This is a genomic window from Lentzea sp. NPDC051208, from assembly GCF_040682435.1.
GTDB classification, from domain to species: Bacteria; Actinomycetota; Actinomycetes; order Mycobacteriales; family Pseudonocardiaceae; genus Lentzea; species Lentzea kristufekii.
Genome location: NZ_JBFBAW010000009.1, coordinates 351,677 through 375,676 on the forward strand (window position 1 = coordinate 351,677; position 24,000 = coordinate 375,676).

The 24,000-nt window shown below is 69.3% G+C and carries 23 protein-coding genes and 1 pseudogene; 15 read left to right on the plus strand and 9 right to left on the minus strand.

Annotation, left to right across the window (positions count from 1 at the left end; translation table 11 throughout):
* Window positions 1-24 precede the first annotated feature (24 nt).
* Both moaC and AB0M48_RS24190 read left to right on the plus strand, forming a co-directional pair.
* Complete coding sequence (gene moaC / locus AB0M48_RS24185; RefSeq protein WP_363845934.1) at window positions 25-498, plus strand: cyclic pyranopterin monophosphate synthase MoaC; 474 nt, start codon at window positions 25-27, stop codon at window positions 496-498.
* Window positions 495-1,387: pseudogene (locus AB0M48_RS24190) on the plus strand (molybdenum cofactor biosynthesis protein MoaE). Before moaC ends, AB0M48_RS24190 begins: the two are co-directional and overlap by 4 nt.
* A 641-nt stretch (window positions 1,388-2,028) precedes the next feature.
* Here AB0M48_RS24190 and AB0M48_RS24195 read toward each other — a convergent pair.
* Window positions 2,029-2,676 carry a transglycosylase family protein gene (locus tag AB0M48_RS24195; protein WP_363845936.1) on the minus strand — a complete coding sequence of 216 codons (648 nt, stop codon included), beginning with the start codon at window positions 2,674-2,676 and terminating at the stop codon, window positions 2,029-2,031.
* 430 nt (window positions 2,677-3,106) lie between these two features.
* Between AB0M48_RS24195 and AB0M48_RS24200 the strand changes: the two genes are divergently transcribed.
* Together AB0M48_RS24200 and AB0M48_RS24205 are read left to right on the plus strand one after the other, a co-directional pair.
* A complete protein-coding gene (locus tag AB0M48_RS24200) occupies window positions 3,107-5,539 on the plus strand; it encodes an NB-ARC domain-containing protein (RefSeq protein ID WP_363845938.1) in 2,433 nt (810 codons plus the stop codon).
* A 7-nt stretch (window positions 5,540-5,546) separates the two neighbouring features.
* Window positions 5,547-7,943: a tetratricopeptide repeat protein gene (locus AB0M48_RS24205; RefSeq protein WP_363845940.1), complete on the plus strand. Its 2,397-nt coding sequence runs from the start codon at window positions 5,547-5,549 to the stop codon at window positions 7,941-7,943.
* On the opposite strand, the gene AB0M48_RS24210 is transcribed toward AB0M48_RS24205, so the two are convergent.
* Together AB0M48_RS24210 and moaA are read right to left on the minus strand one after the other, a co-directional pair.
* Window positions 7,907-8,170 (minus strand): MoaD/ThiS family protein, encoded by a 264-nt coding sequence (locus tag AB0M48_RS24210; RefSeq protein WP_319985155.1) that lies wholly within the window; start codon window positions 8,168-8,170, stop codon window positions 7,907-7,909. The two genes, AB0M48_RS24205 and AB0M48_RS24210, sit on opposite strands and share 37 nt — an antisense overlap.
* On the minus strand, window positions 8,167-9,195 hold the full coding sequence (moaA, locus tag AB0M48_RS24215) for a GTP 3',8-cyclase MoaA (RefSeq protein WP_363845999.1): 1,029 nt from the start codon (window positions 9,193-9,195) through the stop codon (window positions 8,167-8,169). The genes AB0M48_RS24210 and moaA overlap by 4 nt, the downstream gene beginning before the upstream one ends.
* A 145-nt stretch (window positions 9,196-9,340) precedes the next feature.
* Between moaA and AB0M48_RS24220 the strand changes: the two genes are divergently transcribed.
* The 5 genes from AB0M48_RS24220 (at window position 9,341) to AB0M48_RS24240 (ending at window position 13,507) form a co-directional block, all read left to right on the plus strand.
* Window positions 9,341-9,787 carry a MarR family transcriptional regulator gene (locus AB0M48_RS24220; protein ID WP_363845943.1) on the plus strand — a complete coding sequence of 149 codons (447 nt, stop codon included), beginning with the start codon at window positions 9,341-9,343 and terminating at the stop codon, window positions 9,785-9,787.
* A 4-nt stretch (window positions 9,788-9,791) separates the two neighbouring features.
* The gene (locus AB0M48_RS24225) at window positions 9,792-10,583 is read left to right on the plus strand and encodes an HAD-IIA family hydrolase (protein ID WP_245983024.1); all 792 of its coding nucleotides are present in this window, start codon (window positions 9,792-9,794) and stop codon (window positions 10,581-10,583) included.
* 53 nt (window positions 10,584-10,636) lie between these two features.
* Entirely contained in the window at window positions 10,637-11,440 is an 804-nt protein-coding gene (locus tag AB0M48_RS24230; RefSeq protein WP_363846001.1) for a metallophosphoesterase family protein, read from the plus strand.
* Window positions 11,437-13,035: an AMP-binding protein gene (locus AB0M48_RS24235; protein WP_363845945.1), complete on the plus strand. Its 1,599-nt coding sequence runs from the start codon at window positions 11,437-11,439 to the stop codon at window positions 13,033-13,035. Before AB0M48_RS24230 ends, AB0M48_RS24235 begins: the two co-directional genes overlap by 4 nt.
* Before the next feature lie 79 nt (window positions 13,036-13,114).
* Window positions 13,115-13,507, plus strand: a complete 393-nt coding sequence (locus tag AB0M48_RS24240) for a VOC family protein (RefSeq protein ID WP_363845947.1) — start codon at window positions 13,115-13,117, stop codon at window positions 13,505-13,507.
* A 57-nt stretch (window positions 13,508-13,564) separates the two neighbouring features.
* Here the strand turns inward: AB0M48_RS24240 and AB0M48_RS24245 are convergent, their stop codons facing one another.
* A complete protein-coding gene (locus AB0M48_RS24245; protein WP_363845949.1) occupies window positions 13,565-13,939 on the minus strand; it encodes a YccF domain-containing protein in 375 nt (124 codons plus the stop codon).
* A gap of 21 nt (window positions 13,940-13,960) precedes the next feature.
* Between AB0M48_RS24245 and AB0M48_RS24250 the strand changes: the two genes are divergently transcribed.
* Window positions 13,961-14,911 (plus strand): Gfo/Idh/MocA family oxidoreductase, encoded by a 951-nt coding sequence (locus AB0M48_RS24250; protein WP_363845951.1) that lies wholly within the window; start codon window positions 13,961-13,963, stop codon window positions 14,909-14,911.
* Between the two features lie 35 nt (window positions 14,912-14,946).
* Here the strand turns inward: AB0M48_RS24250 and AB0M48_RS24255 are convergent, their stop codons facing one another.
* Window positions 14,947-15,489, minus strand: coding sequence for a TetR family transcriptional regulator (locus tag AB0M48_RS24255; protein WP_363845953.1), 543 nt, complete (start codon window positions 15,487-15,489; stop codon window positions 14,947-14,949).
* A 52-nt stretch (window positions 15,490-15,541) separates the two neighbouring features.
* On the opposite strand from AB0M48_RS24255, the gene AB0M48_RS24260 reads away from it, so the two are divergent.
* Window positions 15,542-16,159 carry an HAD hydrolase-like protein gene (locus AB0M48_RS24260; protein ID WP_363845955.1) on the plus strand — a complete coding sequence of 206 codons (618 nt, stop codon included), beginning with the start codon at window positions 15,542-15,544 and terminating at the stop codon, window positions 16,157-16,159.
* Here AB0M48_RS24260 and AB0M48_RS24265 read toward each other — a convergent pair.
* Window positions 16,131-16,334, minus strand: a complete 204-nt coding sequence (locus AB0M48_RS24265; RefSeq protein ID WP_319985145.1) for a hypothetical protein — start codon at window positions 16,332-16,334, stop codon at window positions 16,131-16,133. The genes AB0M48_RS24260 and AB0M48_RS24265 overlap by 29 nt on opposite strands.
* A 125-nt stretch (window positions 16,335-16,459) precedes the next feature.
* On the opposite strand from AB0M48_RS24265, the gene AB0M48_RS24270 reads away from it, so the two are divergent.
* Together AB0M48_RS24270 and AB0M48_RS24275 are read left to right on the plus strand one after the other, a co-directional pair.
* Window positions 16,460-16,849 carry a cold-shock protein gene (locus AB0M48_RS24270; protein ID WP_266042053.1) on the plus strand — a complete coding sequence of 130 codons (390 nt, stop codon included), beginning with the start codon at window positions 16,460-16,462 and terminating at the stop codon, window positions 16,847-16,849.
* Window positions 16,850-16,862: 13 nt separating this feature from the next.
* Complete coding sequence (locus AB0M48_RS24275; RefSeq protein ID WP_363845957.1) at window positions 16,863-17,447, plus strand: HD family hydrolase; 585 nt, start codon at window positions 16,863-16,865, stop codon at window positions 17,445-17,447.
* Here AB0M48_RS24275 and AB0M48_RS24280 read toward each other — a convergent pair whose 3' ends face one another.
* From AB0M48_RS24280 to AB0M48_RS24290, 3 genes are read right to left on the minus strand one after another with little or no spacing between them, the layout of a single operon-like run.
* On the minus strand, window positions 17,448-17,882 hold the full coding sequence (locus tag AB0M48_RS24280) for a DUF2771 family protein (protein WP_319985143.1): 435 nt from the start codon (window positions 17,880-17,882) through the stop codon (window positions 17,448-17,450).
* Between the two features lie 31 nt (window positions 17,883-17,913).
* Entirely contained in the window at window positions 17,914-19,416 is a 1,503-nt protein-coding gene (locus tag AB0M48_RS24285; protein WP_363845959.1) for an MFS transporter, read from the minus strand.
* Window positions 19,417-19,420: 4 nt separating this feature from the next.
* The gene (locus tag AB0M48_RS24290) at window positions 19,421-20,137 is read right to left on the minus strand and encodes a glutaminyl-peptide cyclotransferase (protein ID WP_363846004.1); all 717 of its coding nucleotides are present in this window, start codon (window positions 20,135-20,137) and stop codon (window positions 19,421-19,423) included.
* A gap of 94 nt (window positions 20,138-20,231) precedes the next feature.
* Here AB0M48_RS24290 and AB0M48_RS24295 point away from each other — a divergent pair, with 94 nt between their 5' ends.
* Both AB0M48_RS24295 and AB0M48_RS24300 read left to right on the plus strand, forming a co-directional pair.
* Window positions 20,232-20,969 (plus strand): DUF3027 domain-containing protein, encoded by a 738-nt coding sequence (locus tag AB0M48_RS24295; RefSeq protein WP_363845961.1) that lies wholly within the window; start codon window positions 20,232-20,234, stop codon window positions 20,967-20,969.
* On the plus strand, window positions 20,966-23,740 hold the full coding sequence (locus AB0M48_RS24300) for a hypothetical protein (protein ID WP_363845963.1): 2,775 nt from the start codon (window positions 20,966-20,968) through the stop codon (window positions 23,738-23,740). The genes AB0M48_RS24295 and AB0M48_RS24300 overlap by 4 nt, the downstream gene beginning before the upstream one ends.
* Window positions 23,741-24,000: the final 260 nt, after the last annotated feature.

Sequence of the window (24,000 nt, forward strand, 5' to 3'; positions counted from 1 at the left end):
GCGAGTCGGGCATACGATCGCCGTATGACCAAGCAGTTCACCCACCTGGACTCCCAAGGCGCGGCCCGGATGGTCGACGTCTCCGGCAAGGAGCAGACCACCCGGACCGCCGTGGCGACCGGAATCCTGCACACGACCGCCGAAGTGGTTGAGTTGCTGGGCTCCGACGGCCTGCCCAAGGGCGACGCCCTGGCGACGGCCCGGATCGCGGGCATCATGGCCGCGAAGCGCACCTGGGAACTCGTGCCGCTGTGCCACCCGATCGCGTTGTCGTCGGTGGCGGTGGACCTGGCGCTGGCCCCGTCGGCCGTGCTGATCACCGCCACCGTCCGCACCACCGACCGCACGGGCGTGGAGATGGAAGCCCTGACCGCGGTCTCCGTGGCGGGCCTGACGCTGCACGACATGGTGAAGTCGGTCGATCCCGCCGCGTCCCTGGACGCGGTGCGGGTGGAGCGCAAGGAAGGCGGCAAGTCCGGCCTGTGGGAACGCCCGTGAAGGCGGTGGTGATCACCGCGTCCAACCGCGCCGCAGCCGGTGTCTACGCCGATCGCAGCGGACCGCTGATCGTCGAATGGCTTGAAGCGCGCGGGTTCTCGGTCTCCTCGCCGGTGGTGGTGCCGGACGGCGATCCGGTGCGCGAGGCGCTGACGGCCGCGGTGGCCGCCGGAGCCGATCTGGTGCTGACCACCGGTGGTACCGGGATCAACCCGACCGACCGGACGCCCGAGGCGACTCGCGCGGTGCTGGACTACGAGGTGCCCGGCCTGGCCGACGTCATCCGGATGTCGGGCTGGCCGCGGGTGCCCGGCTCCGTGCTGTCGCGCGGCGTCGCCGGGGTCACCGGGCGGACGTTGATCGTGAACCTGCCCGGATCGACCGGCGGGGTGCGGGACGGGCTGGACGTGCTCGCCTCGGTCGTCGAGCATGCTCTCGACCAACTGCGTGGAGGTGACCACGAATGAGCGTGGTGCTGCGGGCCGTGGTGACCGAGGAACCGTTGTCGGTGGAGGAGCACGCGGCTCTGGTCGGGTCTGACCGGGCCGGTGCCGTGGTCACCTTTTCCGGCGTGGTGCGGGATCACGACGGCGGGCGGACGGTGCTGGAGTTGGAGTACCACTCGCACCCGTCCGCTTCGGACGTGGTGGCTGAGGTCGTCGAGTCGCTGGCCTCGAAGTACCCCGGGGTGCACGGGATCGCTGTTTCGCACCGGGTTGGGCCGTTGAAGATCGGTGATGTGGCTTTGGCCTGTGCGGTGGCCGCCGAGCATCGGGGGGAAGCGTTTTCCCTTTGTGCTGACCTCGTCGACGAGGTCAAGGCTCGGTTGCCGGTGTGGAAGAGGCAGGTTTTTCCCGGCGGCGAGGACGAGTGGGTCAACTGCCCCTGAGGGTGGGTGGTCGGGCTCGCGGGTCGGCTTGCGTTGGCCCGTTCCTGTTCCAGCGAGGTGGGTCGCGTTCCTGGGTTCCGTCGCCTTGCGAGGGTGCGCGCGCAGGTCGTGACGAAGAGCGGGGTTGCGATTGGGGCTTGACCTCGAGCCTCTGGCGGGATGCTTGACGGCCGGAAGAGGGCCGGGCTGAAAAGCGCCCGGCCGTGCCCGCGAGGGGAGCATCCCGCCCCCTCAAGGTAAAGCCCCAATCGCCGTGAGCGGGGTGCACCGCTACCCGGCGGCTCCAGGTTCGGACGGCTCGCTTCGCATCGCCACGCCAGGACTCGTACGTGGTCGCCTGGGGTTGGCGGGTGCCTGGTGGCACCGCGCGGGTCTGGTTGCGGTGGCTGGTTCCTGTTCCAGCGGAGGGGTCGCCTTGCGATCGCTGGCGCCGGTTCCAGCGAAGAGGTTGCCTCGACTTCGACACTACGCCTAGCTGGCCGCCTGCCGCCCTGCTCCTCTGGCGCGCTGCGGACCCACCGGAAATGCAGGCAGGGACCTCACCGTCGGGGGGTAACGGTGAGATCCCTGGTCCTGTGTCAGCCCACTTGAACGGGCCGGCGATCGTGCGGCCGATCAGATCGGACCGAGCCTGGATCGGCTCAGATCAGGATCTTGTGGCCCGGGAAGATCAGGTCCGGGTTCGTGATGAAGCCCTTGTTCTTCTCCACGATGGCCTGGTAGCCGCCGGCGACCTTGTTGGCGTCCGCGATCTTCGACAGGGTGTCGCCTGCCTTGATCTCGTAGTTGCCGCTCGGGTTCGTCTTCGAGCCCTCGAGCGCGACGACCGGGGCCTGCTGCACCGGGGCGGCGGCCTGGCGCTGCTGCGGCTGGGCCTTGCGCTGTTGCTGCTGCGGGGCCGGGGCGGTCCTGGCGGCCGGAGCCGAGTTGACGCCCAGCTTGCGGCTGCAGGCAGGCCAGGCGTTGTTCACGCCCTGGCCGGCGGCGACGCGCTCGGCGACAGCGATCTGCTGCTCGCGAGAGGCGTTGGCCGGGTTGCCCTGGCCGCCGAAGGCGTTCCACGTCTGCTGGGTGAACTGCAGGCCGCCGTAGTAGCCGTTGCCCGTGTTGGCGCCCCAGTTACCACTTGCCTCGCACTGCGCGAGGGCGTCCCAGTTCACAGGGGCGGCGTTGGCGGTGCCAACGGCCAGGCCCAGAGGGGCGCCGGCGATGATGCCGACAGCCGCGACCTTGGCGATAGTGCGAGCGGCGGAACTCTGCTTGCCCTTGTTGCCTCGGTTGAAAGCCATGTGCCTCTCGGTCCACCTCACCTGCGTCCAGGAACTCGGGTTCGGGGCCCGGTGCGTTCCTGCGTCCCAGTCCGGCGGTTTCTCTCGCTCGGGGTATGTGCCGGAGAACCCTTGGACTGGGTTCGGTGTGCGGTCCTCCGGATGGTGCTCTGGCTGGTTCGGGCCAGCCGAGGAGCGACCGTACGTAACCGTCGAGCCCCTCTCCAAATGTTTCGAGCTGTGATGCGCATCACGGTAACGGTTTGGTTTGCCGTGGAGAGACCGCAAAACCGCAGCTCAAAGGCGTCGTTACCGGTCTGTTTCCATTCTGAGATCCGCCGAGATCTATTACGCAAAGTGAGGCGTGGCTCACGTGTGTCGAGCCATCGGGGACGCCTTCGCAGGCGCCGTCCGGTCGACTGATGGAGATCCACTCGTCAAGATCAGGGGTATGAGGATCGAGGCGCTCCGCCAGGCGCTGGCCGCCGCACCCGGCCGGCCCGTGTCGTTCGACGACCTGATCGCGGCCGTCTGGCCCGCCGACCGCCCGGCGAACCCCAAGCAGGCCCTGCGCAACCTCGTGCAACGGCTGCGCGCCACCGAGCAGGTCATCACCGAGCCCTCCGGCTACCGGCTGGTCGTGCGCAAGCCGGGGCCGCGGCACGTGCCCGCCGACCTCCCGGACTTCGTGGGCCGCGAGGAGGAGATCGCGCGGGCGCTGGCGAGCGAGGCGCCGGTCCTCGCCATCACCGGGCCGCCGGGGGTCGGCAAGACCTCGCTCGCGATCCACGTCGCGCACCGGCTGAGCGAGCGCTTCCCGGACGGCCAGCTCCACGTGAACCTCCGCGCGTTCGCCGAAGGGGCCGCGCTCACCCCGAACCAGGCGCTGCACCGGTTCCTGCGCGCGCTCGGTGCCGAGGACATCCCCGTCGAGGTCGAGGCGCAGTCCGCGCTGTTCCGCAAGATGACAGCGGACCGCGCGGTGCTCGTCGTGATCGACAACGCCACGCGCGAGCTGCTCGGCCCGTTGCTGCCGCACGGCCCGAGGTGCCGGGTGATCGTCACGAGCCGCACGGACCTGTCCGAGCACGAGCAGGTCCGGCTTGCCGTGTTCGAGGAGGACGAGGCCCAGGAGCTCCTCACCAGGATGCGGATCTCCGGCAGCTCCGACGACAGGGCCGAGCTGGTCCGGCTCTGCGCCCACCTGCCGCTGGCGTTGCGCATCGCCGCCGCGAACGTGGCGTCGGGTCACCTCTCCGACTACCTCGCGGACCTGCGCGGCGACGACCGGCTGGACGCGCTGGAGATCGAGGGCGACGCGGCCGTCAACGCCACGTTCGACCTGTCGTACCGAGCGCAACCCGTTGTGGCGCAACGGTTGTTCCGGCTGCTCGGGCTGATCCCCGGCCAGGACTTCAGCGTCGGGGCGGCCACCGCGCTCCTCGGCGACGGCGACGCCGGCGAACCGCTGCGGCAGCTCGTGGACGCGAACCTCGTGCAGCACGACGGCGACAGGTACAGCCTGCACGACCTCCTCCGCATGTACGCGTTGCGCCTGGGCGAGGAATCGGGCGCCAGGACGAGGCTCGTCGACTACTACCTCTTCAACGCGGAGGCGGCGGCGCGGAAGGCCAACCCGGACTTCGCGCGGATGCCGGTCCCGCAGGTCCCCGGCGACCCACCGCGGCACGAGTTCGAGACCCAGGCCGACGCGATCGCGTGGTTCGACTCCGAGCGCGGCAACATCGTCGCCGCCATTCCGCACGCGGGCGCGGCACCGGCGGCGTGGCTGCTCGCGGACATGCTCCGCGCCTACTTCTACTTCCAGTCCTACCGCGTCGACTGGTTCGTGGCGGCCAGGGCCGGGCTCGCTGCCGCGGTCGAGGCGGGCGACGTCCTGGCGCAGGCGGTGATGCACGGCAGCCTCGGCCTCGCGCACTTCTCCGTCAGCGGGCTGACCGACGCGATCGAGGAGTTCACCCGCGCCCGCGAGCTGCTGCGGCAGCACCCCGACGACCGGATGCTGGTGTCGTTGCTGATCAACAGCGGCCTCGCCTACCAGCGGCTCGGACGGCTGAGCGACGCGGTCGAGGTGTTCACCGCCGCCCGTGAGCTGCAGCCGGAGAACACGGCCGTGGCGTTCAACCTCGGCGGCGCCTACCTCGATCTGGGGCCGCTGTCCGAGTCGCTGGCCAACGTCAGGCACGCGATCGAGCTCTCCGAGAAGCAGAACCTGCCGCACGTGCGGCTGTACGCGCTGGACGCGCTCAGCGAGGTGCTCGAGTACCACGGGAAGTTCGACCTCGTCACGCAGGTGATCGCCGAGGCCGGCGAGGTGCGGCGCGGGCTGCCACCCGAGCTGGCGCACCCGCTGGGCGGCGTCGCCCTGGGTGCCACGGCCGTCCTGGCCCAGGGTCGGCCGGGGGAGGCGCTGGAGTCCTGGCTCAAGGCGTTGAAGATCGTGCAGGACGCGAACAACCAGATCGAGGAGGCCGACCTCCTCGACAGCATCGGTGACGCGCACCGCGCACTCGGAGAGCTGGACAAGGCGTTCGCCGCGCACGGCGAAGGGCTCGCGCTCAGCGTAAAGAACGGCTATCTGCGCGGTGAGGCGGAGAACCTGGCCGGGCTCGCCGCCGACCACCACGCGGCAGGCGACCTCGAAGAGGCGTTGAAGCTCGCCCTGCGGGCCAGGGAGCGCGCGGAGGCCGGCGAACTGCGCGTGCGTCTCGTGCGCGTCCTCATCATCACGGCGGCCATCCAGCGCTCACTCGGCGACCACGACGCGGCGGACAAGACGGCGCAGGAGGCTCAGCAGCTCGCCGAGGAGACCGAATGCCATCTCTGGGACCGCGACCTGCGCGAGGTGGCGACAGCCCGATGATGTCGCGATGACCAAGGAGTCACGTCTGGAGGCGTTGCACCGCGCCTTGCTCGAGAAGGCCGGCCAGCCGGTGCTGTTCGGCGATCTCGTCCGCGCGGTCTGGGGCGACGAGCCACCGGCGGGACCGCTGCCCGCGCTGCGCAGCCTCGTGCGCAGGCTGCGGCAGTCCGTCGAGGACGAGATCGTCACCGACGCGTCCGGCTACCGGCTCGTCGTGCGCAGGCCGGGCCCCGCCCAGCTGCCCGCGGACCTCCCGGACTTCGTCGGCCGCGAGGAGGAGCTCGCCGCACTGTCCTCTTCGGACGCCCCGGTGCTCGCGATCACCGGCCCCCCCGGTGTCGGCAAGACCGCGCTCGCGGTCCGGCTCGCGCACCGCATCCGCGACCGGTTCCCCGATGGCCAGCTGCACGTCGACCTGCGCGGCTTCGCGACCGGACCGGCGGTCACCGTCGAGCAGGCGCTCGGCCGGTTCCTGCGCGCGCTCGGCGTGCCGCCCGCGAACGTCCCGCTCGACCGCGACGAGCAGATCGAGCTCTACCGGTCCAAGCTGAGCGGCCGCCGCGTCCTGGTACTGCTCGACAACGCCACCGGGCTGAGCCCGCTCGTGCCGGACGCCGAAGGCTGCAAGGCCATCGTGACCAGCAGAAACGAGCTTCCCGGTCAAACCAGGCTCACCGTGCTGGCCGACGACGAGGCCGGCGCGCTGCTCGACCGGTTGAAGATCGACGGTGCGCCGGACGACCGCGCCGAGCTGATCAGGTTGTGCGCGCACCTGCCGCTGGCGCTGCGCATCGCGGGAGCGCACCTCGCCGACCGGCATCTGCCCGACTACCTCGCCGACCTGCGCGGCGACGGCAGGCTGGACGCGCTGGAGATCGAGGGCGACGCGGCGGTGCGGGCCGCGTTCGCGTTGTCGTACAAGGCCTTGCCGGACGACGCCCGCCGGCTGTTCGGGCTCCTCAGCGTGCATCCCGGCGCGGACTTCGGCGTGCGGTCGGTGGCCGCGCTGGCCGGCCTGTCCACTGAGGACGGCCTGCGGCTGCTCGGGGCGCTGGCGCGTGCCGGTCTCGTGCAGCAGTCGGGAGAGCGGTTCGGGATGCACGACCTGATCAGGCTCTTCGCCTCGGAACAGGTGGGTGACGAAGGACCCCGCGCCCTGCACCGGCTGCTGTCCTTCTACCTGGCCACCGCGCGGGCGGCCGCTCTGCTCATCGCCCCGCACATGGAACGACTGGACCCGTTGCAGCTCGAGGTCGGCGGACGCTCGTTCGCGACCGTCGACGAGGCGCAGGCCTGGTTCGAAGCGAACCGGGCGGTGCTGGTGGCGGCCGTGCAGGTCGCACCTCACCCGTTCGCGAGCCACCTGGCCGACTCCTTGCGCGGCTACCTCAACAGGGGCGGCTACCGGCAGGAGGTGAACACCGTGATGGCCGCAGGTCTCACGTCCGCGCGCACCGCAGCCGACGCCACGTGCGAGGCGGTGATGCTCCTCGGCCTCGGCCAGGTGCACTGGCTGCAAGGCGAGTACGAGAAGGCACTCGAGGCTTACGGCGCGGCTGTCGAGCTGGCCACGTCGGATCGGATGAAAGCCTCGCTGTTCAACAACATCGGCCTGGTGAAGCGCGAGATCGGTGATCTCACGGGTGCGCTGGCGGTCATGGAGGAGGCGCTGCGACTACGGCGGAGGCGACCTCGCGAACCTGCTTTCCTCGGAACGGTGCTGTTCAACCTCGGCACGATCCACGGCGCGAGGGCGGAGCTGCGCCGGGCGATCGAGTACATCGAGGAGGCGAGGCTGTTGCTGCAGGAGCACGCCTCACCGATCAACGTCGCCATCGCCCACGAGAACCTCGGCGTCGCCTTCCGCGAGCTCGGCGAGTTCGAGGAGGCGCGACGGCATCTGCAGAGGGCGCTGGTCACCTACCGGGAGTTCCAGTCGGTGCTGGACGAGCCGAACGTCCTGGTCAACCTGGCCGGCATCGCCGCGGAAACCGGCGACTCCGAGCGGGCCCGGGAGCTGGCGACGCAGTGTCTCGCGTCTGCGCGGGAGATCGACGACGTCCGGGTCGAGGTCGAGGCGCTGGTGGTGCTGGGCGACCTCGACGCGGCGGTCGAGCTGGCGGACCGGATCAACTACCCGGTGGGCCGGCGGAAGGCGCAGCTGAACCTGGCGAGACACGACCGCGCGCTCGCCGAGGAGCTGCTGCGGGACGTGCGAGCCAACGGCGACCTGCTGCTGGAGTCCCAGGCGCTGCTCGTGCTGGCAGAGGCGACCGGTGACGCAGCCGTGGGCCGGGAGGCGCTGGAACTCGCGAAGGCGCGCGAGCAGGGCGCCGTGGTGGCGCGTGCGGAGGCGTTCCTGGCCGCTCAGCCGCCCGCGAACGGCGGCAGCACGTCCAGCTGAGAACCGGCGGGCACGCGCACCGACGTGTCGCGCACCGCCACGCCGTCCAGCAGGAAGCTCGACGCGGCGAGGACCTTGCCGAGCTTCGAGCCGTGCCGTTCGCCGATGGTGCTGACCACGAGCGCCACGGTGGGCTCGGAGGTGTCGAGCTGCAGGTCCTCGTCGGCCACCCCGGCCGCGGCCCGCGCACCTGCGAAGTAGCGGATCTTCACGGCCGTCACTGTCATCCTCCGATGGCGCTCATGGGGCGGTCGGGCTGCGAGAAGCCCGCGTCGTTGATGCCGTGGCCGGCCGCCTTGGCCCACATCGTGGCACGCCAGGCGTCGGCGATCGCGGTGTCGGGGGAGCCGTCGCGCAGCAGCGTGCGCAGGTCGGTCTCGCCCTGGCTGAACAGGCAGTTGCGGATCTGGCCGTCCGAGGTGAGCCGGGTGCGGTCGCAGGCGGCGCAGAACGGCCTGGTCACCGACGCGATCACGCCGACGACCGAGGGGCCGCCGTCGACCAGCCAGCGTTCGGCCGGCGCACCGCCGCGCGGGACCTCCGACGGGGTCAGCGTGAACGCGGTCGAGAGCTTCGTGAGGATCTCATCGGCCGTGACCATGTTCGTGCGCGTCCAGCCGTGCTGCGCATCGAGCGGCATCTGCTCGATGAACCGCAGCTGGTAGCCGTTCTCGACGCAGAACCGCAGCAGCGGGACGGCCTCGTCCTCGTTCAGGCCGCGCATCAGCACGGAGTTGACCTTCACCGGCTCCAGGCCGGCCTCGCGGGCGGCGTCGAGACCGTCCAGCACGTCCGTGATGCGGTCGCGCCTGGTCAGCGTCGCGAAGCGGTCGGGGTCGAGGGTGTCGAGCGAGACGTTGATCCGGTTCAGGCCGGCGTCCTTCAGCGACTGGGCGCGCCGCGAGAGGCCGATGCCGTTCGAGGTCATCGACATGCGCGGACGCGGTTCGAGCTCGGCCGTCGCGGCGATGACCTGCTCCAGGCCCCGGCGCAGCAACGGCTCGCCGCCGGTGAACCTGATGTCCGTGACGCCCAGGTCGACCACGGCGATGCGCATGAGCCGGATCAGTTCGGCGTCGGTGAGCAGCTCGTCCTTCTGCAACCAGTCGAGGCCCTCGGCGGGCATGCAGTAGGTGCAGCGCAGGTTGCACCGGTCGGTCAGCGAGACCCGGAGGTCCTTCGCCACCCGTCCGAACCTGTCGACGAGCAGCGGTGTGTCCGGGCGTGCGGACGCGTCCGGTGTGCCGCGCACGACCGGTAGTCCCAACTCCACTGCTGTCACCTTATTTAGCTTAATGAACAACCCCTTGTAGGTGACTCCACAAACGAGGTTTCTCACGTTCCGCCCGTTTGGAGCACTCTGACAACGAATTGTCTTAGCAGCTAAGATGTTCAACATGGAACCTGAGGTGCTGGAGAGGTTCACCTGGTACATGCGGGAGCACAGCGCGCTCACCGTCATGTTCCACGCTCGCGTCGCCGAGCAGATGGGCCTGTCCGCGACCGACGAGAAGTGCCTCGATCTCGCCATGCGGGCGGAGGGACCGCTCACCGCGGGCCGGATCGCCGAGCTGTCGGGTCTCTCCACCGGTGCCGTCACGGGCGTGATCGACCGCCTCGAGCGTGCCGGATACGTCCGCCGTGTCCGAGATCCTCACGACCGCCGCAAGGTCCTGGTCGAGGTCACGGTCGGGGACCTGGACAAGTTCGGCGAGCCGTTCGAGAAGGCCCGCGACAGCCTGGTCGAGGTCCTCGGCCACTTCGACGACGATGAACTTCACGTGATCGAGCGTTATCTCAAGCTCCAGACCGAGACGTTTCGCAAGCGCGTGATCGATACTTAGGTCCATGTGGCACTACTTGATGGACATGGACGGCGTCCTCGTGCACGAGGAGCACCTGATCCCGGGAGCGGACGAGTTCGTCGCGGAGCTGCGGGCGTCGGAGACCCCGTTCCTCGTGCTCACGAACAACTCCATCTACACGCCACGGGACCTGCGCGCCCGCCTGCAGCGCACCGGCCTGGACATCCCGGAGAAGTCCATCTGGACCTCGGCGCTGGCCACGGCGAAGTTCCTCGACTCGCAGCGCCCGAACGGCTCCGCGTTCGTCATCGGCGAGGCCGGCCTCACCACGGCGCTGCACGAGATCGGCTACGTGCTGACCGACCGCGACCCGGACTACGTGGTGCTGGGCGAGACCCGCACGTACAGCTTCACCGCGATCACCAAGGCCATCCGCCTGGTCGAGGAGGGCGCGAAGTTCATCGCGACCAACCCCGACGCGACCGGCCCGTCCCGCGAGGGCTCGCTGCCCGCGACCGGCGCCGTGGCGGCCCTGATCGAGCGCGCCACCGGCCGTGAGCCGTATTACGTCGGCAAGCCGAACCCGTTGATGATGCGCTCGGCCCTGCGCACCCTGGGCTCGCACTCCGAGCAGGCGCTGATGATCGGCGACCGCATGGACACCGACGTGCGGTCGGGCCTGGAAGCGGGCCTGTCGACCATCCTCGTGCTGTCCGGGGTCTTCACCGCCGAGTCCGCCGAGATGTTCCCGTACCGGCCGACGCGCGTGCTGAAGTCGATCGCGGACCTCGTCGGTCACTCTGCGGACCCGTTCGGCGACTGGACTGACCACTGACGCGCGAGGGTTCATCACCTATCGTCGCGGAGGTGGACACGGATCGACGCCCGATGTACGTCGTGGGTGACGTGCACGGGCACCTCGCAGAACTGACCAGGGCCCTGCACGTCGCGGAGCTGTGCGACGAGGACGGTCACTGGACGGGTGGCGAGGCCGAGCTGTGGTTCCTCGGCGACTTCGTGGACCGCGGGCCCGACGGCGTGGGCGTGATCGACCTGGTCATGCGCCTCGGCGAGGAGGCCGCGGAGGCCGGTGGCGCGGTCAGCTCGCTGATCGGCAACCACGAGGTGCTGCTGCTCGGCATGTACCGGTTCGGCGACGAGCAGGTGCCCGACAGCATGGGGCCGCGGTCGTTCGCGCGCAGCTGGCTGCTCAACGGCGGGCTGCGCAGCGACCAGGACCGGCTGACCGACGAGCACGTCGAGTGGCTGACGAGCAGGCCCGTGCTGAAGCTGCGCGACGACCACCTGCTGATGCACTCCGACACGGCGGCCTACCTCGAATGGGGGTCCTCGATCGAAGAGGTCAACGAGGCCGTCCGGCACGTGCTCAAGGGCGACGACCTCGTCGACTGGTGGGAGTGCTGGCGCAAGATGACGACCCGGTACGCGTTCCGGGGTCCGCAGGGTCCCGAAATCGCGGACGAGCTGCTCGCGACCCTCGGCGGCAGCACGATCGTGCACGGGCACAGCGTCATCGCCGACCAGCTGGGGGTGCCGCCGGACCAGATCGACGGGCCCCTCGTCTACGCCGGCGGCAAGGTCCTGGCGATCGACGCGGGCCTCTACAGCGGCGGTCCGTGCCTGGTCGTGCCCTTGCCATACGCCGGAGCCCGACTACCGTCGGGTGGATGACCGCCAGCTACTCCTCGGGCACGTCCACCGTCCCGCTGCTGGGCGACACGATCCCCGCGAACCTCGCGGCGACCGTCGCGCGCTTCGGCGACCGTGAGGCACTTGTCGACAAGGCGACAGATCGACGGTGGACGTACGCGGAGCTCGCGCAGGAGGTCTCCCGTGCCGCCGCCGGGCTGCACGCGCTGGGCGTCCGCAAGGGCGACCGGGTCGGGATCTGGGCGCCGAACTGCGCCGAGTGGGTGTTCGTGCAGTACGCGACGGCCCGGATCGGCGCGATCCTGGTCAACGTCAACCCGGCGTACCGGGTGCACGAGCTGGAGTACGTGCTGAACCAGGCGGGCGTCCACACGCTGGTGTCCGCGCGGTCGTTCAAGACCTCGGACTACGCGGCCATGATCGAAGAGGTCCGGCCGCGCTGTCCCGGGCTGCGCCACGTCGTGTACGTCGACGATCCACAGTGGACCGGCGAGGAGGTCCCGGACGTCGAGCTGGACCGCGACGACCCGATCAACATCCAGTACACGTCCGGCACCACGGGCTTCCCCAAGGGCGCCACGCTCTCGCACCACAACATCCTCAACAACGGCTACTTCGTCGGCGAGCTGCTCAGCTACACCGAGCACGACCGCATCTGCGTGGTGCCGCCGTTCTACCACTGCTTCGGCATGGTCATGGGCAACCTCGCCGCCACCAGCCACGGCGCGTGCGTCGTGATCCCGGCGCCCGCGTTCGACCCGGCGAAAACCCTTGCGGCCGTTCAGGAAGAGCGCTGCACGAGCCTCTACGGCGTGCCGACGATGTTCATCGCGATGCTCGACCTGGCCGACGGCTACGACCTGAGCAGCCTGCGCACCGGCATCATGGCGGGCTCGCCGTGCCCGGTCGAGGTGATGAAGCAGGTCGTCGAACGCATGGGCATGCGCGAGGTCTCCATCTGCTACGGCATGACCGAAACCTCCCCGGTGTCGACGCAGACGCGCGCCGACGACTCCCTCGACCGTCGCGTCGGGACGGTCGGCAGGGTCGGCCCGCACCTGGAGGTCAAGATCGTGGACCCGGACACGGGCCGCACGGTGCCGCGCGGCGAGCCGGGGGAGCTGTGCACGCGCGGCTACTCGGTGATGCTCGGCTACTGGAACGAGCCGGAGAAGACCGCCGAAGCCGTGGACCAGGCGGGCTGGATGCACACCGGCGACCTCGCGGTGATGGACGACGACGACTACGTGAACATCACCGGCCGCATCAAGGACATGGTCATCCGCGGCGGCGAGAACATCTACCCGCGCGAGATCGAGGAGTTCCTCTACACGCACCCGGACGTGCTCGACGCCCAGGTGATCGGCGTGCCGGACACCAGGTACGGCGAGGAGCTGATGGCGTGGGTGCGCCTGCGCGACGGGGTTCCGGGGCTGACCGCCGAGGCGGTGCGGGAGTTCTGCGCCGGCAAGCTCGCCCACTACAAGATCCCGCGCTACGTGCACGTGGTGGACGAGTTCCCGATGACGGTCACCGGCAAGATCCGCAAGGTGGAGATGCGGGCCAGGTCGGTGCAACTGCTCGGCCTCGACGACGGCACCGGCCACGCCCAGTGACCCCTGCGTGACCGAAAAAGCCCTTGTCAGAGCGGTGCGACGGGCGCAGCATCGATGGATTCCGTCGAAGGAGGCGCGCATGCTCACCGCCACCAGGACCACGACGATGCTGCCCGTCGAGGACGCCGAACGTGCCGGCCGCTTCTACGCGGACATGCTCGGCCTGAAGCCCGTCACCACGAACCCCGACGGCACGCGGGTCTTCGCGCTCGGCCGGGGTGACGGGCTGGGACTGATGCCTGCGGAGAAGGGTGCGCAGACCGGGCACACGGTGCTGAGCTTCGAAGTGCCCGACCTCGAGGGCGAGATCCGCGAGCTCGAAGGCAGGGGCGTGCGCTTCGACGACTACGACCTGCCCGACTTCAAGACCACGAACCACATCGCGGTCATGGGCACCGAGCGCGCGGCGTGGTTCCACGACACCGAGGGCAACATCCTGTGCCCGCACGAGCTGTCGGACAGCGAAGTCTGACGGTCGTGCCACTGAGTGGTCTCCCGCGCCTCGCCCCCGACGAGGCGCGGGAGACCCTCACGGAACCTCGACGATCTCCTTGCCCAGCGGCACCAGCGAGACCTTGACCAGCTTGAAGTTCGCGACGCCGAGCGGGATGCCGATGATCGTCACGCACAGCGCGATGCCGGTGACGATGTGGCCGATGGCCAGCCAGAGACCGGCGACGATGATCCAGATGACGTTGCCCAGCAGCGATCCGGTCCCCGCGCCCGGCTTGTCCACGACCTCGCGCCCGAACGGCCAGAGCGCGTAGTTCGCGATCCGGAACGACGCGATGCCCCACGGAATCGTGATGATCAGGATGCAGCAGATGATGCCGGCGACCGCGTAGCCGACGGCCATCCAGAAACCGGCGAGCACCAGCCAGATCACGTTCAGGATGAGGCGCATGCCTCCATCTAAGCTCAACCCATGACGTGGGGTGTGATCGCTACAGGTGGAATCGCGCATGCCGTGACCGCCGACATGCTGAAGGCGGGCGCCAAGGTGCTCGCGGTGTCCTCGCGTGACATCACGAAGGCCCGGAAGTTCGCCGAGAAGTTCGGGATCGAGCGCGCGTACGGCGACTACCGCGACCTGCTCGCCGATCCCGACGTCGACGTCGTCTACGTCGCCACGCCGCACGGCCAGCACCACGAGGTCGTGCTCGCCGCTCTCGACGCGGGCAAGCACGTGCTGTGCGAGAAGGCCTTCGCGCTCACGGTCGCGGACGCCGAGGAGATGGTCGAACGGGCACGTTCCAGGAACCTCTTCCTGATGGAAGCCATGTGGACGCGGTTCAACCCGTTGGTCCAGAAGGCCGAGCAGGCCGTGCGGGACGGTGAGATCGGTGAGGTCCGGATGATCCGCGCCGACTTCGGCTTCCGGCACGCCTTCAGCGACGGCGATCGCCTGTGGGCCAAGGAGGCCGGTGGTGGCGCGATGCTCGACCTCGGTGTCTACCCGGTCGCGCTCGCCCATCAGATTCTGGGCGTGCCAACGCACATCCACGCGCACGGCAGTCTCGCACCGACCGAAGTGGACGCTGACGCCGGCATCTTCCTGGCCTACGACAACGGCGCCCACGCTTTGCTCAGCTGCTCGCTCGTCGCCAACACGGGAGCCCGTGCGGAGATCGTCGGCACCCTGGGCCGCATCGAGCTCGTCGACCCGATGTTCAACCCGACCGCCGTCGTGATCAACGGCGTCGAGCACACGATCGAGGACGAGGGCTACCAGCATCAGATCCGCGCGGTCGAGGAGTGCGTCGCCGCGGGACTCACGGAAAGCCCGCGGGTCACCTGGCAGAACACCGTGGAGGTCATGCGCACGCTTGAAGAGGCGCTGCGCCAGCTCGGTGTCAGCTACGCCGGCGTCAAGTAGACCGGTAGCCCTGCGTCGCGCCCGCGGTCAGGCGATCATGCGTCCATCGTCGCTCTGGCGACCCTGACGACGGCGTCCATCGCGCCGTCCAGGTCGCCGCTCGGCATCAGCAGGTGGCTCAGCGCGAGCCGCACGGTCGTCTCCGCCGTGAACCGCACGTGGCGGCCGGGGAAGTGCCTGCTGAGGTGCTGTTCGACGACCTCGGTCGCGTGGAACAGGATCGGATGGCCGCGGATCGTGATGAACGGCAGCAGGTCCTCGGCGTTCTGCCCGGTCAGCACGGCCGAGACCAGCCGGTCCTTCTCGGTCTGCTCGAAGGTGAAGCGGAACGCCGAGCGCATGGCCTCCCACGGGTCGGGGTTCTCCTGGAGCCGGGACGCGATCCCGGTCAGGTACTCCTCCGTCTTGTGGACCGCGACGGCCTGGACGAGCCCCTCCTTGTTGCCGAACTCGTTGTAGACGGTCTGCCTGCTCACGCCGGCGAGGCCGGCGACCTCGATCATGCGCAGGCCGTGGAAGCCCCGGGCCGCCAACAGGTCGGCGGCCGAGTCCAGCAAGAGTCCGGTGATGTCGGTCACCACCTCAGCTTTACACAGTTATGGCTTTTGTAAAGACGTAGAGTGAGGTTCTGTGCCGTTCACCGTGGGTTTCGACCTGGACATGACCCTCATCGACCCGCGACCGGGAATGGCCGCCGTGATGAACGAGGTGGGCGCCCGCACCGGGTACGCCCTCGACGGCGAGAAGTTCGCGTCGAACCTCGGCCCGCCCCTCGACATGATCTACCGCGACATGGGCGTGCCCGAGGAAGAGGTCCCGGACCTGGTCTCGCTCTTCCGCGCGCTGTACCCGGAGGTCGTGATCCCGTCGACCGTCGCGCTGCCCGGAGCGGCGATGGCCCTGCAGTGCGTGCGGGAACTGGGCGGCAGCACCATGGTCGTCACCGGCAAGTACCGCAAGAACGCCGCGCTGCACCTCGAGGCGATGGGCTGGGAGGTCGACCACCTCTACGGCGAGCTGTGGGCGACGGGCAAGTCCGAGTCGCTCAAGCTGCACGGCGCCGCCGTCTACGTGGGTGATCACATCGGCGACATGCGCGGAGCCGCGGCAGCCGGGGCACTCGGCGTCGGCGTCGTCACGGGCCCGTGCTCGCGTGCGGAGCTCGCGGAGGCGGGCGCCGCGGTCGTCCTGGAGGACCTGCGCGAGTTCCCGGAGTGGCTCAGGACTTCTTCTGGCGTGCTTTCCTGATCACCGCGATGATCCCGAGGCCCAGGCCGATCGCGGGCAGGTAGGTGGCCGCGACGTTCAGCGCTACGGGCAGGTCGCTGTGGCCGGCGAGGAACAGCGCGAAGACCACGATGATCGCCAGTACGCCCACGGCGAACAGGCCGATGGCCAGCGGCATCAACTTCGGAGCGGTCATAAGAGCAGGATAGTGCGCTAACGGAGGTGCCTTCCCCGAGGTCTTCTGGCTAGTCTGGTGGGACGCGTCCTGGGTACGCCCCGGGGCGCGTTCGTTGTGCGACAAGCTTGGGAATGGTGAGCGCGGTGCCGACCGGCAAGGTCAAGTGGTACGACACGGAGAAGGGCTTCGGATTCGTCACCCAGGACGGTGGCGAGGACGTCTACGTCCGCAAATCCGCCCTGCCCCCTGGTGTCGAAGGCCTAAAAGCCGGGCAGCGCATCGAGTTCGGCATGGCCGAGGGCCGGCGCGGCCCGCAGGCGCTGTCCGTGCGCCTGGTCGACCCGGCGCCGTCCGTCGCGGAGGCCCGCCGCCGTCCCGCGGAGGAGATGCACGGCCTGATCGACGACATGATCAAGCTGCTCGAGAACAAGGTGCAGCCTGACCTGCGTCGCGGCCGCTACCCGTCCGACAAGAAGAACATGAAGCTCATCGCCGAGGTCGTCCGGGCGGTGGCGCGGGACCTCGATCCGTAAAAGGATCAGCGTCATGTCTGACGCTGACAGGATCGTCGAGTTCGTCTACGAGGTCGGCCAGCTCAAACGCCTGCCCAGAGCGGGGTGGCTCTTCGCCGGGGTGCAGAACCCCGAGTCGGTGGCCGCCCACTCGTTCCGGGTGGGCGTTCTGGCATACGCGATCGCCGTCCAGGAAGGCGCGAACCCCGACAGGGCGGCGACCCTGGGTCTGTTCCACGACGTGCCCGAGGCGCGCATCGGCGACATCCCCTACGTCGGCAAGCTCTACCTCGACGCGAAGATGCCGCCCGAAGCCGTGGCGCGGGACCAGGTCCAGCACCTGCCCGCCCCGCTGGCCGCCCACATCGAGGCACTGGTCGCCGAGCACGAGTCCGCCAAGGGCTTCGACCACACGCCGGAGGCGCGCTGCTCACGTGACGCGGACAAGCTCGAACTGTTGTTGCAGGCCAGGGAGTACCAGGCCGCCGGGGTCTCCAAGATGGAGCGCTTCATCCAGACCATGCGGGAGTCGGTGGTCACCGGCACCGGCAAGGCGCTGATGGAGTCAGCCCTGCGGATCGCTCCCAGCGAGTGGTGGGAAGCGTTCGGCAGGCGGTGATCAGCGGGTGACGTCGACGACCCACGAACCGCGCATGAGCGGCTGGCCGGTCTCCAGCACCGCGCCGGCCGCCTCGTGCACCTCGATGCGCAGCAGCTGGTCGGAGTCGTCCGGCACGGCCAGCGTGTACGTGTAGTCGTCGCCCTTGCCGAGCAGCGGCGAGGTGCAGCCCTCCTGCACGCGAGCGGCGTTCTCGTACACGCACACGACCTCCCAGAGGCCGCTCGCGAGCTGGCCGTCCACCGAGATCTGCACGACCTTGCCCGCCGGCACCTTCAACGTGCCGGGCGCGTTCTTCTCGGCGCAGTTGGCGCCTTCGACGTCGCAGTAGATCGTCGGCTCGATGCGGATGGTCTTGCCGTTCGCGTAGAACGTGACCTCCGGGTCGTGCTGCTGCAGGGAGCAGCCGGACAGCACGAGAACACTGGCAGCCATCACAGAAGCAAGTCGACGCACGTCAGGCAGCCTACGGGGTCACCGGCGAGGGCCTGCGGACCAGCCTGTGCAACGACGTGCCGTTGCGGTACATCCAGGTCTGCGCGAGGCCCAATGCGAGCAGCACGGCGAGCACCAGGAAGCCGATCCAGAACTTCGCGGGCAGCAGCACGCCGAGCGCGCCGCCGAAGACCCACGCGAGCTGCAGGATCGTCTCCGAGCGGCCGAAGGCGGACGCGCGCGACTCCTCCGGCAGGTCGTCCTGGATCACCGCGTCGAGGCTGATCTTGGCCAGCGACGACGCCGTGGCGCCCAGCAGGCCGACGATCGCGGCGGTGACCAGGCCCGGCAGCGCGGCGGCGACGATGGTGGCCGCCAGCGCCGTCGCGACGCAGGCGATGACCACCTCGTCCGGCTTGCCGAAGTGCTGGCGCGCGCCGATCGCGTTGCCGAGGAAGCTGCCGACGCCCGCCGCACCGGCGATCACACCGAGCAGGAGCAGCTGCTGGACCGCGTCGCCCTCGGTCTGCTCGCGGACCACGAACGCCGCGAACAGCGTCAGGAACCCCGTCAGCATCCGGATGGAACCGTTGCCCCACAACGAGACCGCGACGTGCCGGGAGATGGGTTGCCTGGCGGGCTTGGCCGTCAGCGTCGCCGGGACCTCGCCCTCGGTCACCTCGACCCACGACGGGATCTTCATGCACCGCCACGCGTTCACCAGGCAGAGCGCGGCGGTGAACCACAGCGCGCCCGGCGAGCCGAACACGTTCGCGAAACCCGCGGCGAGCGCGCCGAACACCCCGCCCGCCGCGAGGCCGAAGATCGTCATGCGGGCGTTGGTCTTGGACAGCGTGATGTCCGGCGGCAGCACGCGCGGGGTGATCGCGGACTTGAGCACGGTGAACGACTTGGACAGGACCATGCTGCCCAGCGCCGCCGGGTACAGCAGCCAGTTGTCGAAGTTCAGCGCCATCACGACGGCCAGCCCGACGCGCAGCACGCAGGACGCCGCCAGGGCGAGCCTGCGGCCGCGCTGGACCCTGTCGAGCAACGGGCCGATCACCGGCGCGATCACCGCGAACGGCGCGACCGTGATCAGCAGGTAGAGCGCGACCTTGGTCTTGGACTCCGCGGTGGCCGCGCTGAAGAACAACGTGTTCGCCAGCGCGACGGCCATCGCGGCGTCGGCGGCGTAGTTCATCATCACCGCGTAGGTGACCGACGTCATGCCGGACTTCCCGGCACCGTCGGCGCGGGCCGCGCGCCGGAACGCCGCGACCGCCTGCTGCGAGAGCTGCTTGGTGCGGAACCACGCGACGCGCGTGACCGTGAGCTTGCGCGGCGGCTTGGGCGTCGGCGTCGTCTGCTGGTCCTGGTTGGGCAGCGGACGGGTGTTCTGGGGACGCCGCGGTGGTGGCTGGAAACCGTGCTCGGACGGTGTTCCGCGACGCTGCCGTGGCTGGTACTCGTCGTCCTGCCACGGGTAGCGCTTCGGAGTCGGTCCGTCACTCCGTCCGCGGTCGCCGGTCACACCGTCAATCCTGCCCCATCCCGTTGAACCTCACTCGGAAGATGGTCGGCCAGTTCTTGCCTGTGACCAGGAACTCGTTGGTCCCGGGCACGTGCGCGATGCCGTTGAGGACGTCCACGTCACCGGCGGGCTTGAGCGAGGAGAGGTCGTAGGTGTTGGTGACCTGCCCGGTGGCCGGGTCGATGCGGACGATCTCGTCGGTCTTCCACACGTTCGACCAGACCTTGCCGCCGACGCACTCCAGCTCGTTCAGCTGGGTCAGCGGCTTGCCGCCGCGGGTGACCTGCACGCTCCCGGTCTCCTGGAACGACCTGGGGTCGCGGAAGGTCAGCTTGGCGGTGCCGTCGCTCATCACGAGCCGCCCGCCGTCGTCGCAGATGCCCCAGCCCTCGCCCTGGTACTCGACGCGGCGGAGCTCGTTCAGCGTCCTGCGGTCGCGTTCGATCGCGATGCCGTTCTGCCACGTGATCTGCCAGATGGTGTCGCCGACGACCGTGATGCCCTCGCCGAAGAAGTCCGGCGGCAGGTCGACCTTCTTCTGGACGTCACCGCTCGACGGATCGAGCGCGCGCATCGTCGACTGGCCCTCCAGACCGGTGCCCTCGTAGAGGACGCCGTCGACGAGTTCCAACCCCTGGGTGAACGCCGTTGCGTCGTGCGGAATCTTCTGCAGGACTTCTACCTGCGGTTTTGCTTCTTGCGGCGTCGAACAGGCGGCCAAGACCGCGACGATGACCAGCCAGACGGGTGAGCGCACCCAACGGAGGGTGGCACGAGTTTTCGTCCCGGCGAAGTCCTGCGGCACAATTCATGACGTGACCGCGACTGAGATGCTCCTCGACGCCGTTGATCTCGCCCGCGCCGCCGCAGAAGAAGAGGCGGGTGCGGAGAGCGTCGGCGCTCATGTCGGGGTGCACGGAGAGGACGAGTACTCCGTCACGCACCTCTTCGAAGCCGAGCACGCCGGCTACCGCGGCTGGAGCTGGGCGGTGACCGTCGCCTACGCCGGCGAGGGTTCCCCCGTCTCGATCAGCGAGGTCGTGCTGCTGCCGGGCCAGGACGCCCTGGTCGCCCCCGAGTGGGTGCCGTGGAGCGAACGAGTCCGCGCCGGTGACCTGGGGGTCGGCGATCTCATGCCGCCCCGGGAGAACGACCCGCGCCTGGTCGAGGCCTACGTGCAGTCCGACGACCCCGCGATCGAGGAGGTGGCGCTGGAGATCGGCCTCGGCCGCACCCGCGTCCTGTCCCGCGAGGGCCGCCTGGAGGCTGCCGACCGCTGGGCGTCCTCGGACTTCGGCCCGCGTTCCGACATGGCCCGAAGCGCCCCCGCGCACTGCGGCACCTGCGGCTTCTACACCCGCGTGGCCGGTGCGTTCGGCGCGGCGTTCGGCGTCTGCGCGAACGAGATCGCGCCCGCGGACGGCCACGTCGTGCACGTCGAGTACGGCTGCGGCGCGCACTCCCAGGTCGAGGTCGACATCAGCCCGATGGTGCCCGTGGCCGACCTCGTCTACGACGACGCCCAGCTGGACGTTCTGGAAGATTCGGAGTGACCGATCCGTTCGGCACCGAGGCCCTGCGCACCTCGGTCCTCGCCGCATGGCGTGGTTCGCCCACCCGTTTCCGTGAAGACGCGAACGCCGAAGAAGACCTCCGCCTCGGTGGCTACCGGGACCGGCTGCTCGTCGAACTGGCCCAGAACGCGGCCGACGCGGCCGGTTCCTCGCCGGGTGTGTTGCGGATCACCCTGGTCGACGGTGAGCTGCGTGCCGCCAACACCGGTGCCCCGCTGACCGCTGCCGGTGTGGCTGCTCTGGCCTCTCTGCGGGCTTCCTCGAAGGAGTCCGGCGTCGGCCAGTTCGGTGTCGGCTTCGCGGCCGTGCTGACCGTGTCGGACGCACCGCGCGTGGTGTCTGTTTCCGGTGGCGTCGAGTTCTCGCTGGCGCGCACCCAGGCCGAGGTGCCGGAGCTCGCGTCCGAGCGTGGTGGCGACGTGCCGGTGCTGCGTCTGGTCTGGCCGGTCGTCGAGGAGGTGCCGGACGGGTTCACGACCGAGGTCCGGCTGCCGCTGAAGGTCGACCTGTCGCTGGACGACCTCGCTGCCGAGGTCCCTGACCTGCTGCTCGCCCTGCCGGGGTTGCGGCGGATCGAGATCGGTTCCCAGTCGTGGGAACGCTCCGTCTCCGACGACGGCGTGGTCACCGTCGGCCCGGCGCGCTGGCTGGTCGAGCGGACCGTCGGCGAGCTGCCCGCCGAGCTCGTCCAGGGCGTCGAGCACCGTCCTCAGTGGACCGTGTCGTGGGCGTACCCGCTGGATGCCGCGCTGGGTGAGGACGTGCTGCACGCGCCGACCCCGACCGACGAGCGGTTGTCGTTGCCCGCCCGGTTGATCGCGACTCTGCCGGTCGAGCCTTCGCGTCGTCGCATCCTGCCCGGTCCTGCGGCGTGGTCGGTGCTGGACGCCGCTGCTGCTGCTTATCCGGCTCTTGTTGCTCGCGTTCCTGCCATCGAGCGGACCGCGCTCGTGCCGCTGCCGGGCTTCCCCTTGTCCGAAGTGGATGATCGGCTGCGGGCCGGCGTGCTGCGCTCGTTGCGTGCTTCCGCCTGGCTGCCGCTGGCTTCCGGCGAGTGGATCGAACCTGCGCGCGCTCGTGTTCTGGACGTCGGGTCCGAGGAGCTCGTCGACCTGGTCGAGGACGCGTTGCCCGGGTTGCTGGACGCCGAGTTGTCGGCTCCGGTGCACGCGGCTGCTCTGGCGGCGCTGGAAGTGCCGCGGGTGACCACCGCTGAGGTGGTTGCGGCTCTGGCCGGTGTCTCCGGTGATCCTGGCTGGTGGCGTGACGTTTACGCCGCCTTCTCGCCGTTGGCTGAGGTTGATCCGGACGTTCGTGAGGCCTTGGCGGCTTTGCCTGTGCCGTTGGCCGATGGGCGTGTGGTTACCGGGCCGCGTACGACGCTGATCGCCGATGAGCCTTTGCCCGGCTTGCGGGTCGTGCATCCGGATGCAGTGCATCCGTTGCTGGTGCGGCTGGGGGCTGTCGAGGCCGGCGCTTCCGAGTTGCTCGCCGATCCGGCGTTGCGTGAGAACGTGGCTCGGTCGGTGGAGGACGCCGAGGCCGGGCTGGACGGGCTGGACCTGGTCGAGACCGTGTTGCGGCTGGTGGATCTCGCCGGGGTTCGGGCCGGTGAGGAGCCCTGGCTGGGGGCGCTGGCTCTGCCGGACGCCGATGGTGAGTGGCATCGGGCTGATGAGTTGCTCCTGCCTGATTCTGCCCTTGTGGGCGTGGTCGAGGCTGATGCTTTTCCGTTGCTGTCCAGGGAGATCGTCGAGACTTATCCGCGTGCCGCCTTGGTTGCGGTCGGGGTGGTCGACGGGTTCTCGTTGGTGGTCGACGACGAGCCTTCTGGGCCGGATCACGACCTTGCCGACGAGTCGGCGTGGTGGTCGTCCGTGGTCGACGAGCCCCGTCGGGTGGTGGGCGTCCGGGACCTGGATCTTGTTGTCGACTGGCCCGCGGCGTTGCGGTTGCTGGCTTCTGATCCGGTGACTTGGCGTGCGGTGACCGAGCCTGATGGGTACACGGGCTGGTGGATTGCTCGCTTCGCGTCGCTCGGGGGAGCCGCGCCTCGCTCGTACCGGCTGGCTGGTGCCTCGTTGCTGGACGGGTTGTTCGACGTTGTGCCGGATTTCGGGTTGCCTGAGCATGTCTTGCGGGCTGCCGGGGTTCGGTCTTCGTTGGAGATTCTCGACGACGAGGATGCCGAGTTCGTGCTGGAGCGGCTTGGGGATGCCGATCGTGTAGTCGCTGACGCTGTGGTTTTGCGGGCCTATGCGGGGTTGCCTGAGGGGGATTTCTCGCCGCCTGAACGGGTTCGGGTGTTGTCCGGGGCCGTCGTTGCGGCTGAGGATGTCGTGGTGCTGGATCATCCCTGGTTGTTGGGGGTTGTTCCGGCTTCTCGGGTTCTGCTTGCTGACGGGTCTGAGGAGCTTGCCGATCTTTTGGATCTGGCGTTGGCTTCTGAGGAGTTCGAGGGTTCTCCCGATCACGTCGGTGAGGTTGTCGAGTGGCGGGATCTTGGGGCTGTTCGGATGGCTTGCGAGCTGCTTGAGGTTGCGCTGCCTGATGGTGTGGTTGTTGTGCATGACGATTTGCAGGTCGACGGGCAGCGTGTTGAGTGGTGGATGGTTGATGGGGTTGCCCATGCCGCTGACACGCCTGAAGGGCTTGGGCGGGCGTTGGCTTGGGTTTCTGGGCGGTGGGGGGATCGGCACACTTTCGTTGCGCTGATCACCGATCCGAGCGCTGCCACTTTGCTTGGCTGATTTTGCTGAGCGCGACTCTTGTGGGGGGCGCCTTGCGGGCGGCCTGGTCGCCTTGCGTGCTTTCCCTGGGGCTCTGCCCCAGACCCCGGCAATCTGATCAGGGGGCCCGCGCCGTGCGCGGGTAGATGGCACGCCTGTTGCTTTGGGCGGCTGCCTGTTGCGTAGCTGGGTGCGTTGGCGGTGGGGTCCCATCACGAGCCGCACCAAGAGCGGGCCACATGTGAGTAGGGGTGTCAACTCGACGAAAGCGTGTCGAGTTG